Genomic DNA, 12766 nt, shown 5'->3' on the forward strand with positions numbered 1-12766 from the left:
CAATAGAGAACTTTTGCTCGTATTCGACCCGCACAGGGGAAAGGAAGTTACGTGCTAGACGTCAACTTCTTCGATGAACTCCGGATCGGCCTGGCCACCGCCGAAGACATCCGTAACTGGTCCTTCGGCGAGGTGAAGAAGCCGGAGACCATCAACTACCGCACGCTCAAGCCGGAGAAGGACGGCCTGTTCTGCGAGAAGATCTTCGGTCCCACCCGGGACTGGGAGTGCTATTGCGGTAAGTACAAGCGTGTCCGCTTCAAGGGCATCATCTGTGAGCGCTGTGGCGTCGAGGTGACCCGCGCCAAGGTGCGTCGTGAGCGGATGGGCCATATCGAGCTGGCCGCCCCGGTCACCCACATCTGGTACTTCAAAGGTGTGCCGAGCCGGCTCGGTTACCTGCTCGACCTGGCGCCGAAGGATCTGGAAAAGATCATCTACTTCGCCGCCTACGTCATCACCGCCGTCGACGACGAGATGCGGCACAACGAGCTGTCCACGCTCGAGGCGGAGATGGAGGTCGAGAAGAAGACCGTCGCCGACCAGCGGGACGCCGACCTCGAGGCCCGGGCGCAGAAGCTGGAGGCCGATCTGGCCGAGCTCGAGGCCGAAGGTGCCAAGTCCGACGTCCGTCGCAAGGTCAAAGACGGCGGCGAGCGGGAGATGAAGCAGCTCCGCGACCGGGCCCAGCGTGAGCTGGACCGGCTCGACGAGATCTGGACCACGTTCACCAAGCTCGCGCCCAAGCAGCTGATCGTGGACGAAGTGCTCTACCGCGAGATCACCGACCGTTACGGCGAGTACTTCACCGGCGCGATGGGCGCGGAGTCCATCCAGAAGCTGATGGAGAACTTCGATATCGCGGCCGAGGCCGAGAACCTGCGGGAGACCATCCGCAGCGGTAAGGGTCAGAAGAAGCTGCGCGCTCTCAAGCGGCTCAAGGTCGTCGCGGCCTTCCAGACCAACGGCAATTCGCCGATGGGCATGGTGCTCGACGCCGTTCCGGTGATCCCGCCGGAACTGCGGCCGATGGTCCAGCTCGACGGTGGCCGGTTCGCCACCTCCGACCTGAACGATCTCTACCGGCGTGTCATCAACCGCAACAACCGCCTCAAGCGACTGATCGACCTCGGTGCCCCCGAGATCATCGTCAACAACGAGAAGCGGATGCTGCAGGAATCCGTGGACGCGCTGTTCGACAACGGCCGTCGCGGCCGGCCGGTCACCGGCCCGGGTAACCGCCCGCTGAAGTCGCTGAGCGATCTGCTCAAGGGTAAGCAGGGTCGTTTCCGGCAGAACCTGCTCGGTAAGCGTGTCGACTACTCCGGTCGTTCGGTCATCGTCGTCGGCCCGCAGCTCAAACTGCACCAGTGCGGGCTGCCCAAGCTGATGGCGCTGGAGCTGTTCAAGCCGTTCGTGATGAAGCGGCTGGTCGACCTGAACCACGCGCAGAACATCAAATCCGCCAAGCGGATGGTGGAGCGGCAGCGGCCGCAGGTGTGGGACGTCCTCGAAGAGGTCATCGCCGAGCATCCGGTGCTGCTCAACCGGGCACCCACGCTGCACCGCCTCGGTATCCAGGCCTTCGAGCCGCAGCTGGTCGAGGGTAAGGCCATCCAGCTGCACCCGCTGGTCTGTGAGGCGTTCAACGCCGACTTCGACGGTGACCAGATGGCCGTGCACCTGCCGCTGTCGGCGGAGGCGCAGGCCGAGGCCCGCATCCTGATGCTGTCCTCGAACAACATCCTGTCCCCGGCGTCGGGTCGCCCGCTGGCCATGCCCCGTCTGGACATGGTGACGGGTCTGTACTACCTGACCCGGTTCGACGAAGGCGCCAAGGGCGGGTACCAGCCCGCGAACGGCGACGGTCCGGAGCAGGGCGTGTACTCCTCGCCGGCCGAGGCACAGATGGCGGTCGACCGTGGCGAGCTGACCGTGCGGTCGAGCATCAAGGTGCGGCTGACCGATCAGCGTCCGCAGAAAGAGGTCGAGGCGGAGCTGTTCCCGGACGGATGGCGGCGCGGCGACGCGTGGACCACCCAGACCACTCTGGGCCGGGTGCTGTTCAACGAACTGCTGCCCGCGGACTACGCGTTCATCAACGAGCCGATGCCGAAGAAGCGGCAGGCGACGATCATCAACGATCTCGCCGAGCGCTACCCGATGATCGTGGTCGCGCAGACCGTCGACAAGCTCAAGGACGCCGGCTTCTACTGGGCCACGCGTTCGGGTGTCACCGTCTCCATGTCGGACGTGCTCGTTCCGCCGGAGAAGGCCGAGATCATGGAGCGCTACGAGGCGCAGTCCGATCAGATCGAGAAGAAGTACCAGCGTGGTGCTCTCGATCACCAGGAGCGCAACAACGCCCTGGTCAAGATCTGGCAGGAGGCCACCGAAGAGGTCGGCCGCGCGCTGCGGGCGCACTACCCGGCCGATAACCCGATCATCACGATCGTCGACTCGGGCGCCACGGGTAACTTCACCCAGACCCGTACCCTCGCCGGTATGAAGGGCCTGGTGACGAACCCGAAGGGTGAGTTCATCCCGCGACCGATCAAGTCCTCCTTCCGTGAGGGCCTGACGGTTCTGGAGTACTTCATCAACACCCACGGTGCTCGTAAGGGTCTGGCCGATACCGCGCTGCGTACCGCCGACTCGGGTTACCTGACCCGTCGTCTGGTCGACGTCTCGCAGGACGTCATCGTGCGCGAGCACGATTGCGCCACCGAGCGCGGCATCATCGTGCACATCGCCGAGAAGCAGGCCGACGGCACGCTGATCCGCGACGCGCATGTGGAGACCTCGGCCTACGCTCGGACGCTCGCCGCGGACGCGCTCGACCAGAGCGGCAATGTCGTCGTCGGCAAGGGCGCGGACCTGGGCGATCCCGCGATCGAGGCGCTGCTGGACGCCGGTATCACCGAGGTGAAGGTCCGCTCCGTGCTGACCTGCACGACCGGTACCGGGGTCTGTGCGACCTGCTACGGCCGTTCGATGGCGACCGGCAAGCTGGTCGATATCGGTGAGGCGGTCGGTATCGTCGCCGCGCAGTCCATCGGTGAGCCGGGTACCCAGCTGACCATGCGTACCTTCCACCAGGGTGGTGTCGCGGGTGATGACATCACCGGTGGTCTGCCTCGTGTTCAGGAGCTTTTCGAGGCTCGGGTGCCCAAGGGCAAGGCGCCCATCGCCGAGGTCTCGGGCCGGATCCGGCTGGAGGACGACGACCGCTTCTACAAGATCACCATCATTCCCGACGACGGCGGGGAAGATGTGGTCTACGACAAGCTGTCCAAGCGTCAGCGGCTGCGCGTGTTCAAGCACGACGACGGCAGCGAACGTCTGCTCGCCGACGGCGACCACGTCGAGGTCGGCCAGCAGTTGCTGGAAGGCGCGGCGGATCCGCACGAGGTGCTGCGCGTGATGGGCCCCCGGCAGGTCCAGATCCACCTGGTCCACGAGGTCCAGGAGGTCTACCGGAGCCAGGGTGTGTCGATCCACGACAAACACATCGAGGTCATCGTCCGCCAGATGCTGCGCCGGGTGACGATCATCGACTCGGGCGCCACCGAGTTCCTGCCCGGTTCGCTCACCGAGCGGGCCGAGTTCGAGGCGTCCAACCGTCGGGTCGTCGCCGAGGGGCGCGAACCCGCGGCGGGTCGTCCGGTGCTGATGGGTATCACCAAGGCGTCGCTGGCCACCGATTCGTGGCTGTCGGCGGCGTCGTTCCAGGAGACCACCCGAGTCCTGACGGACGCGGCGATCAACTGCCGCTCCGACCGGCTCATCGGCCTCAAGGAGAACGTGATCATCGGTAAGCTGATCCCGGCCGGTACCGGTATCAACCGGTACCGCAACATCCAGGTTCAGCCGACCGAGGAGGCCCGTGCCGCAGCGTATGCGGTGCCGTCCTACGACGACACCTACTACAGCCCGGAGGGCTTCGGCGCCGCCACCGGTGCCGCGGTCCCGCTGGACGATTACGGATTCAGCGACTACCGGTAATCGGTAGGTAGCGACAGCATTCGGCCCCGCACCGGCACGGTGCGGGGCCGAAGTGCGTCTCGGGCCGCGTTATCCGCTCGCGCTGCTGGGAAGGTGTTCCCGCAGTCCGTTCAGCAGTGCGGCCAGACCGAATTCGAAACTGTTGCTCGGGGCCGGCGTTGTAGCCCCACTGCGTTGCCCGATACGAACATGAAGACCGTGGCCGTGGCCCGGTCGGCCTCCGCGGCGGTGAACCCGGCCCCGTCGTAGACGGCGAGTATGTGCTCGTCGTGTCGCGATTCGCTCTCCCCGTACAGCAAGTTGCCGGACGTGGACGATCCAGAAGTTGTGCAATGTGGCGGTATTCGGCGCCGCCGCCCTCGGGATCACGGGGTCCGTACTGGTGGGATCGCGTAATCAACTGTCGACTTATCTGTACGCAGCGGTTCGTGGTCGGGGTTCGCGACCCCGTAACGTCCCGCAGGTGACCGGGCGGGGTGACTCGTCAACTGTCTGTCGCCGGTGTGGCTGACTTGCTCGCGATATGTCCACCGCCTGGTCTCCGTTCACGGTCTGACTCGACAGAGGTGTGACGACTACTTGCTGCGAAGGGTTCTGGAAGTCGACCTGTCGGCCGTGGATCACCCCACCCGACGAGGCGAGGAAACCGCACCTGATGATGCTGATCGGCGTCGATCCGCACAAGTCCACCCACACCGCGACCGCGCTGGATCCAGCGACGAATTCTGATCAGGGATCGATCCGCGTCGACGCCAGCCATGCCGGCTACCGCCAGCTGCTGGTCTGGGCACGGCAATGGCCCGAACGCACTTGGGCTGTGGAGAACGCCGAAGGCCTCGGCCACCACTTGGCGCAGTGGCTGGTCGCCGCCGACGAGGCAGTGGTGGATGTAGCGCCTTCCGCGACCGCGCGAGTGCGGCAGCTCTCCCGCGGTGGCCGCCGCAAGAACGACCGCATCGATGCCGCGGCGGCAGCCAGCGTCGCGGCAATGCAGGGTGATGCCCGTCCGGTATACGGCGAAACGCACGCCGACTCCCTAGCTCTGCTCGATGAGCGACGCAAGACCCTGTCCGAGAACAGAACTCGATCAGTCAACCAATTGCACGCGTTGCTGCGCGAACTGCTGCCAGGCGGGGTCCCCACGGATCTCACCGCCGCCAAGGCCACAACCGCCCTACGTGGTCTGCGCCCGATCAGCGGCACCGACCGAGTCCGAAAAACGCTGGCCAAGGACCTCGTCGCCGATATCAAACGCTACGACACCCAGCTGACCGAGAACGCCGCAGCGATGAGCGAGCTTCTCGATCAGCACGGCACCACGCTGCGCGAAATACCCGGCGTCGGGCCAGTGCTGGCTGCCCGCATTATCGGACGCACTGGACGAGTCAGCAGATTTCCGACGGCTGCCGCTTTCGCGAGCTACACCGGCACCGCACCTGTCGAGATCGCCAGTGCCGATTCGACCCGCCATCGCCTGTCCCGCTACGGCGACAGAGAACTCAATTCCGCGTTGCACACAGTCGCGATGATCCAGATCCGGATGCGCAGCACCGCCGGCCGCGCCTACTACGACAAGAAGATCGCCGAAGGAAAGACCCCGAAGGAAGCGAAGCGCTGTCTCAAGCGCCGCTTGGCCGATCTGTGCTGGCGAACGATGACTCGAGACGAACGCCGCACCGCACCAAACGAATCAAGCCACCACGCCGACGCAGCTTGACAGATACAGAGGTATCGCGTGTTCGTGGTATCCAGCGCGGGGACCGTAGCCGCAGGCCCGCTGCATAGCGGGTCCACGCGGCGGTGACCTGGGGCGGTGACCTGGGGCGGTGACCTGGGGCGGTGACCTGGGGCGGCGGCCCTGGTGGTGGTCTGGTGGTGACAGTCGAGCGCGTCCGCGACAGCCGGGGCGGGCATCCGGAGAACGTGCTGGTGTGTCGCGGCGGGCCGACGCAACGGCTGGGGAACAGCCAGCAAGACTCGCGGTCGGCGGGGTTCATGTTTGGTCTGCTGGTCGATCCAGCTGAAGTAGCAGCTCGGCGGCAGTGCCAGGAACTGGTGGGTGATGCTGGCTCAGATGTGGCGAGGTCTGATCGCCGTGGCATGCGATGTCGTTCCTGCTGTCGGTGGAGCCCGCTAGGGTGCCCGCGTGGGACTAGCGATCGCAGTCGGCGATGACGACAGCCGAGAAGAACTGGACCAGCTCGCCATACTGCTGAAAGAAGAAGCAATCGAATGGCAGCAACCCGAGTCGTGCGTGCTGCCACCCGGCCGCGCAACATGACATCGATGCCGTACTCCGCGCTCTACTGCCTGCATCGGGTTTACGCGCGATGCCAGGCCGGACTGCCCGTCACGCCGGTGTCCGATATGGCGGAGGTGGAGGCGGACGACGAGGTGGTGTCTGCTGAGAGGGACATGTTCGAATCTCACCTCCTCTACCACTCGGACGTCGACGGCTATTACATACCCGTCGATTTCGATATCCCGGAATTGATCGGCGACGACGAGCGCGTGGGCTCCAGCCAAGGCCTGCTCGCCGAACTACAGTCCTGTGCTCCGGCGATCGGAATTCGGCTAGAGCCAGATCTCTCGTTGTCGGACGCCGAAGCGCAGCGCATCGACGAACTGATCCAGACCGACAGTGGAGAATTCACCTACGAGTGGATGGCGTGGCTGGCATTGCACGAAGCATGCCGGCAGAGCATCGCCAGCGACCACGCCATAGTGTTCATCGGATAATCAACTGTCTCCAGTTGTGGGTTCCTCTCCCCAGATAGCGGACTGTCACCACCTGTACCGCGAACCCGAGCCGGTTGTATTCCCGGCGTCGGGCTGTGATCAACCGCCGGTCCTCATCGTCCAGGTAGCAGAACCGCTCCAACTCCACACGGGACAACACATCGAACCGCCCGTAACCGGGTACACCGTCATCAATCACGCTGACATGAAATCACCAGCACAACAACAGGATTCAGCGTGTCCGCTCAGCGTGACTTTCTTCCGGATGCTCCTCAACCCCCATCACGTTGGTCCTGATCGGCTGATCGTTCGCTGCTGGAGAGCCGGCCCGCTTCTGTCTGCGGGCCGGTTCTGGTCGAGGGCGGATTCGCCTGCGCTTCGGAGGTGGTCATGGGCGGATGCTGGGGAACCACCGCCGGTGGGAATATGAACCGCGCCTTTCGATCACATTGCGTCGATATGTCGTTCACTGAAACGGTTGAGAATAATGTTGCAGCGCACTGTCTGCCGGAGTTGTCGAACAGTCCCCGAGTCGACGACTGCCCGGAGGTCCGATGTCATACCGAAGCGCTGTGTCCGCTCGCGTTATCCGTATCCGATCCCGGCGCCGCGGTACCACCGATCCGAGTCTGTCGAAGTCCGCGCGCAGCCGGTGGATCCGGCGGGCGGCGGTGATCTTCTCGGCCCTGTTCGTCGTTCCCGCTCTGCTCGGGGCCAGTGCGCTGGCCGCGAGCGGGGAAACCGAATCGGTCGCCAACGCCGGATTTCCCGCGCTGAACTGGATGAACATCCGTGATTCCAGCGGTGTCGAACTGACCCACTATCGGTTCGTCGCCACACAGGGCAGTTTGTTCGAGCCGCTGCAGACAGCGATCGCGGTGGTGCTCGGACTGGAATTCGCCGGCTATATCGTCATCGTGACGGGCGCTATCTGGTTGATCGGCTACACGATGAGCTTCCATTGGCTCGATCCGGTGGGTGAAGCACTGTCCGGGGTCGCGGGCAGTCTCGACGCGCAGATCGCGACTCCCCTACTGCTTATCGTCGCCGCGTCGATCGGCGCGTTCTTCGTCGCGTGGTTCGTGCTGCGCGGGCAACGCGCGCGGGCGGTGACCCAGGCCGTGACCATGGTCGGGGTCGCGGTGATCGGCCCGACATTCACCGCTCAACCGCTGGAAGACGTCCTGTCCTCGCACGGACTGATGTCGCAGGGGCGCGATCTCGGAATCTCGGTGGCCGCCGGGCTGACCGGGCAGGCGCACGCCGACCCGACGGGTCTGGTCGCCACGATGCAGGAGAGTCTGGCCGATAATTTCGCCCGGCATCAGCTCCAGGTATGGAACTTCGGGCATGTGATCGACGACCGGGCCGGCTGCGCGGACGCCTGGTCGGCCGGGATGCGGTCGGGTTCGGATTCCGCTGTGGTGTCCGGATTGCGCAACTGCGGTGATCTGGCGGCGCAGCAGGCAGCCCTGAATCCGACTATGGGCCAAGTCGGCTCGGGTCTGGTGATGCTGATCTGCGCGGCGATTCTGCTCGCGTTCGGCGCGTACCTCTCGGTCAAGATCATTTGGGCCGCGCTCGATTCGATATTCCACGGCTTCGCCGCGATCTTCGGTTTCGCGGCGGGTGGTTTCATCTATGGGCCGACTCAGACATTCTTGGTGCGCAACCTGGTGGACAGCTTCTACGGGGCCGCGGTCATGGCGGTCTACATCATCTACCTGGGTCTGTATGTGCTGTTCCTCGGCAACCTGTTCGATCGAGCAGGTGGACAGGCGACGCTGGTGCTGATCCTCGGTGCTGTCGTACAGACGGTCGCGTTGTTCCAGTTCCGGCGCCTCTCCGCCGCGTTGCACCAGGGCAACGAATGGATTGTCAACCGGTTCGCCCTGGCTCTGCAGCAGGCGCCGGGGGGCGGCGGCGGAGGAGGGGCATCGGCGCTGGGGATGGGGGCGAGTGGTCTCGGCAACGCCGGTGTTCCGGGGCTCGGATTGCTCGCCGGGGCCGCCGCACTCAGCACGCTGAACAACAATCCGGCCAGCGCCTGGCTTTTCAACCGGGTCTCGCCACTGGACCCGCATTCGTGGAAACGCCAGAGAGCGATGTCCGATCAGTGGGCGGCGTGGAATACGCGCTGGAACGGTGAGAAGATCGGTGGGTCCGATGGACTGTTCACCCACGCGTATCTGGATCGCCTACACCTGTCGCACGCGGCGCGCGACGCGACGGCAGTCTCCTTGGGCGCCGGTCGTGGCGGCGTGAACACGACCCGGGGCGCGGCTGCCGCGGTCGACGGCGTCCTTGTCGGCGGCGGCGGATTCCTCGGTCAGGTCGCCGCCTCGCTACGCGGTTCGGGTTTCACCGACGAGGATATGATCCAGCGCGCGGTGGAGGCGCGGGGGTATGTGGTGAAACATGCCGGAGACGTGCCGTTGGCCGACAAGAACCTGGCCGAGGTCGTAGCCGCTTCCAACTATTCGGCCGCGATGAACACCCCCGCCGCCGCCGCGGAATTGGAGCGAGCCGTCCTGAACTACTCGCTGGGCCGGGAGGGAATCCAATTGCGCGGTGCGGCACGCGACGCGGGGGAGGACTATCTGGCTGCCCCGAGCCGGGCGAAGTTGACTCGGCTGCAGCAGGTCGCGGCCGGTGAGGAAACAGCGGGGTACTCCGAGGCGGAAGCTGCACGGGCATTGCGCTGGATCGGTGACGAACACGCCCGCCGGGTTTCCGACACGGTGACCGATTTGGTCAGCGACCCCTCGGCGGAGAATCGCCGCCGCTTCTATGCCGCGCAGAACGCGGCCGTGGACACCGATTACTGGGCCGCGAAGTCGACCCCGTTGCCTGCGTCGGCATTGGCGCCGGGTGGCTGAGCGACGGGGCGTGGGCGCGGCGTGGCAGTGCGTGCGTGGGTCGCGTAGAGGGTCAGGCCGACGAAGGCCAGGCCACCGACCAGATTTCCTACCACCGTGGGGATCTCGTTCCAGATCAGATAGTCACCGATCGAGAAATCGCCACCCAGCAGAAGTCCGGAGGGAAACAGGAACATATTGACGATCGAATGCTCGAACCCCATATAGAAGAACAGCATGATCGGCATCCACATGGCGATCACCTTGCCGGATACCGAGGTCGACATCATCGCCGCGACAACGCCGGTGGAGACCATCCAATTGCACAGCACACCGCGAACGAAAAGGGTGAGCATTCCCGCCCCGCCGTGGTCGGCGTAGCCGACGGTGCGCGAAACTCCGATTTCGCCGAGTTTCTGGCCGACTTCGTTGGGGTCCATCGAGAATCCCATGGTCAGGATGATCGCCATCATGATCGCGACGGTGAACGCACCGAGGAAGTTCCCGGCGAAGACCAGACCCCAATTGCGTAGCAAGGCTCGCCAGGTAACCCCGGGCCGCCGGTCCAGCCAGGCCAGCGGGACAAGGGTGAAAACACCTGTGAGCAGATCGAATCCGAGGAGATAGAGCATGCAGAAGCCGACTGGAAACAGCACCGCGCCGAGTAGCGCCTCGCCGGTCTGCACCGTGATGGTGACCGCGAAAGCCGCGGCGAGTGCCAGGATCGCCCCCGCCATATAGGCACGGATGACCGTATCGCGCGTGGACATGAATGCCTTCGCTTCGCCGGCGTCGATCATTGCTCCGACGAAATCCGCTGGTTTGAGATAAGACATGACACGCCCTTCGGTTGTGGTCTTTCGTGCCGAAGTGTGCGATGCCGAGATTTCCCGTCCGTATCGAGCCGAGCGCACCCGTGTTACCGGGCCCTCACCGGACTCGGTGCGGTGCGGTGCCGCCGCGGCGTGACCTTGCGCAACAGCCACGAACTGGCGCGATTTCACGAAAGTAAACATTGGGATACCGATTCGGTTCGCCGCGCCCGGCGATGGGAGGCTTTCGATGTTTCCCGATGCTAGGAGTCTCGTATGGAACCGATCATGAGCAAGCGCGCGGCCGCCGATCTCGTCGTCGCCGCCCGTATCCGTCAGGGAAAGTCCTGGGCCGACATCGCCGATGCGCTCGGCGCTCCGCTGGTCTGGACCACTGCGGCGCTGCTCGGGCAGCATCCGATGACTTCGGAACAGGCCGGCAAGGTCTGCGATCTGCTCGGACTGGACGACGCGGTAGCCGAGAGCCTGGCGTTGCAGCCGGCACGGGGCGCCGATCCGGCTCTGCTGAGCGATCCCACCATCTATCGCTTCGTGGAGGCGATCTCGGTGTACGGACCGGCCTTGAAGGAACTCATCCACGAGGAGTTCGGTGACGGGATCATGAGTGCTATCAACTTCAAGGTCGATTTCGCCCGCCGCCCCGATCCCGATGGTGATCGCGTCGTCATCACCCTCGACGGGAAATTCCTCGACTATCGCTGGTGATATCGGAAGTTGTCCGGCCGCGTCTCAGTGGTTGTGCGGTAGGTCGTCGGCCAGGCGCTGTAGGTAATCGGCGAACCGGCGGCGGTCGGCGGGGGACCAGTCGTCGGTGAGCCGGTCGAAGATCCGGCGTTGCCAATCGTGAGCGTCGGCCAGCAGGCGGTTGCCGGCGGGAGTGAGGTGCAACGCGGTGCGCCGCCGATCGAGGTCGGATTCGCGGCGGGCCAGATATCCGGCCGCGGTGGCGTCGCGGACCATCCGGCTGGCGCCGGAATGGTCGAGGCCGAGCTGGTGGGCGACCGCGGTGATGGTCGCCTCGGCCGGGGCGTGGGCGGCGCCGGCCACCGCTTCCACGACCTGGACGTACGCGGCGTTGCGCAATTCCGCGCTCTGCTCACCCGCGCCGCGTTGTATCCAGCGCCGGGACCAGAACCGAACCAGTCGGAACAGGGCGGGCCCGCCGTCTGCGGGAGTGGAGCTGCCGCTCATGTGAACCAATCTATCCTCTTCGTATTTCAATATGCGATTCGCATGTATAATACATGTGAATCGCATTCACATTAGAAGGCGGGGTGATGTTCGCCGAAGTGGACGTGCCGAAACGGCGGCCGGGCATCGTGCTGAACCACACCATCGTGCCCGCATGGGATCGCGCGGCCGGGGCGGCATTCTTCGCCGGTCTCATGGGGCTTTCGGTCGGCGCCCCGGTCGGCCCGTTCGTGCCGGTGCGGGTGAATCGCGATCTGACCTTCGATTTCGACGACCGCGGCCGGGTCGAGCCGGGCCACTACGGTTTCCTGGTCGACGACCCGACGTTCGATGCCGTGCTGCGGTGGCTGGCGCGGCAGCCCGGGGTGGAGTTCGGCTCGGGGCCGGAGAACGGCTGGGATCGCGATATCAACAACCTGGGTGGTGGCCGGGGCGTGTACGTCCGATCGCCGGAGGGGCACAGCTACGAGCTGTTCACCGTGGTCGGTTGACATCCTTCGGGTGCCGTTCAATATGGAGAAGCGTGGCCGGGTCCGGTACTGCCGGATCGGTCCCGATGTGTTCGAACGGGAGATGGCCTGGCTCCAGGGCTACCGGCAGATGCTGGAAGCACGCATGGACCGTCTCGGCGAATTCCTGCGACGAACGGAGCACGAACAATGAGTACTGCCACCGAAGAAGCAGTCGTCACCACCGCCGGGGATCGCGAGATCCGGATCGAACGGGTTTTCCACGCTGCCCCCGAGCGAGTCTGGGACGCCTACACCCGGCTCGAACAGCTCACCCAGTGGTGGGGCCGCGGTAATCGGATCGATGTGGAGCGCTGGGAGTTCCGGGTCGGTGGGCACTGGCGTTTCGTCGAGCACGCCGACGGCCGGGCTCACGGGTTCGAGGGCCGCATCCGGGAAATCGTGCCGCAAGAGCGGATCGTGCAGTCCTTCGAATGGGACGGTATGCCCGCACATGTGGCCATCGACGCGGCGACCTTCGAAGATCTCGGAGACGGCCGGACCTGCGTGGTCACAGTGAGCCAGTTCCACACACCGGAGGAACGCGACGGGATGCTGCAGTCCGGTATGGCCGACGGGCTCAATGCCAGTTACCGGGCATTGGACGCGTTGCTGGCGAAGTAGTCCGTCG

The 12766-nt window shown here is 64.9% G+C and carries 11 protein-coding genes and 1 pseudogene; 9 read left to right on the forward strand and 3 right to left on the reverse strand.

All coding sequences use genetic code 11. From position 1 onward, the window contains the following. The first annotated feature begins 51 nt into the window (after positions 1-51). The 4 genes from OG405_RS28565 to OG405_RS28580 all read left to right on the forward strand — a co-directional run bounded on the left by OG405_RS28565 (position 52) and on the right by OG405_RS28580 (position 6744). Positions 52-4005: a DNA-directed RNA polymerase subunit beta' gene (locus OG405_RS28565; RefSeq protein ID WP_327149494.1), complete on the forward strand. Its 3954-nt coding sequence runs from the start codon at positions 52-54 to the stop codon at positions 4003-4005. Positions 4006-4660: 655 nt separating this feature from the next. Next, entirely contained in the window at positions 4661-5722 is a 1062-nt protein-coding gene (locus tag OG405_RS28570; RefSeq protein ID WP_327149495.1) for an IS110 family transposase, read from the forward strand. A gap of 429 nt (positions 5723-6151) precedes the next feature. Next, positions 6152-6286, forward strand: coding sequence for a hypothetical protein (locus OG405_RS28575; RefSeq protein WP_327149496.1), 135 nt, complete (start codon positions 6152-6154; stop codon positions 6284-6286). Positions 6287-6291: 5 nt separating this feature from the next. Next, the gene (locus OG405_RS28580; protein ID WP_327149497.1) at positions 6292-6744 is read left to right on the forward strand and encodes a hypothetical protein; all 453 of its coding nucleotides are present in this window, start codon (positions 6292-6294) and stop codon (positions 6742-6744) included. Positions 6745-6772: 28 nt separating this feature from the next. On the opposite strand, the pseudogene OG405_RS28585 reads toward OG405_RS28580, so the two are convergent. Beyond that, positions 6773-6943 (reverse strand): annotated as a pseudogene (locus OG405_RS28585) (DUF4158 domain-containing protein); the annotation flags it as partial. Between the two features lie 373 nt (positions 6944-7316). Here OG405_RS28585 and OG405_RS28590 point away from each other — a divergent pair. Further along, entirely contained in the window at positions 7317-9623 is a 2307-nt protein-coding gene (locus OG405_RS28590; RefSeq protein WP_327149499.1) for a hypothetical protein, read from the forward strand. Here the strand turns inward: OG405_RS28590 and OG405_RS28595 are convergent. Further along, on the reverse strand, positions 9566-10438 hold the full coding sequence (locus OG405_RS28595; protein WP_327149500.1) for a formate/nitrite transporter family protein: 873 nt from the start codon (positions 10436-10438) through the stop codon (positions 9566-9568). The two genes, OG405_RS28590 and OG405_RS28595, sit on opposite strands and share 58 nt — an antisense overlap. A gap of 252 nt (positions 10439-10690) precedes the next feature. Here OG405_RS28595 and cynS point away from each other — a divergent pair, with 252 nt between their 5' ends. Next, on the forward strand, positions 10691-11140 hold the full coding sequence (gene cynS / locus OG405_RS28600) for a cyanase (protein ID WP_327149501.1): 450 nt from the start codon (positions 10691-10693) through the stop codon (positions 11138-11140). A 24-nt stretch (positions 11141-11164) separates the two neighbouring features. Here cynS and OG405_RS28605 read toward each other — a convergent pair whose 3' ends face one another. Next, a complete protein-coding gene (locus tag OG405_RS28605) occupies positions 11165-11626 on the reverse strand; it encodes a MarR family winged helix-turn-helix transcriptional regulator (protein WP_327149502.1) in 462 nt (153 codons plus the stop codon). 86 nt (positions 11627-11712) lie between these two features. Here OG405_RS28605 and OG405_RS28610 point away from each other — a divergent pair, with 86 nt between their 5' ends. The 3 genes from OG405_RS28610 to OG405_RS28620 are packed head-to-tail and all read left to right on the forward strand — an operon-like array spanning position 11713 to position 12759. After that, positions 11713-12117 (forward strand): VOC family protein, encoded by a 405-nt coding sequence (locus OG405_RS28610; RefSeq protein ID WP_327149503.1) that lies wholly within the window; start codon positions 11713-11715, stop codon positions 12115-12117. Positions 12118-12127: 10 nt separating this feature from the next. Further along, the gene (locus tag OG405_RS28615; RefSeq protein WP_327149504.1) at positions 12128-12289 is read left to right on the forward strand and encodes a hypothetical protein; all 162 of its coding nucleotides are present in this window, start codon (positions 12128-12130) and stop codon (positions 12287-12289) included. Continuing rightward, complete coding sequence (locus tag OG405_RS28620; protein WP_327149505.1) at positions 12286-12759, forward strand: SRPBCC family protein; 474 nt, start codon at positions 12286-12288, stop codon at positions 12757-12759. Before OG405_RS28615 ends, OG405_RS28620 begins: the two co-directional genes overlap by 4 nt. Positions 12760-12766 lie beyond the last annotated feature (7 nt).

Source organism: Nocardia sp. NBC_01329 (assembly GCF_035956715.1).
Taxonomy (GTDB): domain Bacteria; phylum Actinomycetota; class Actinomycetes; order Mycobacteriales; family Mycobacteriaceae; genus Nocardia.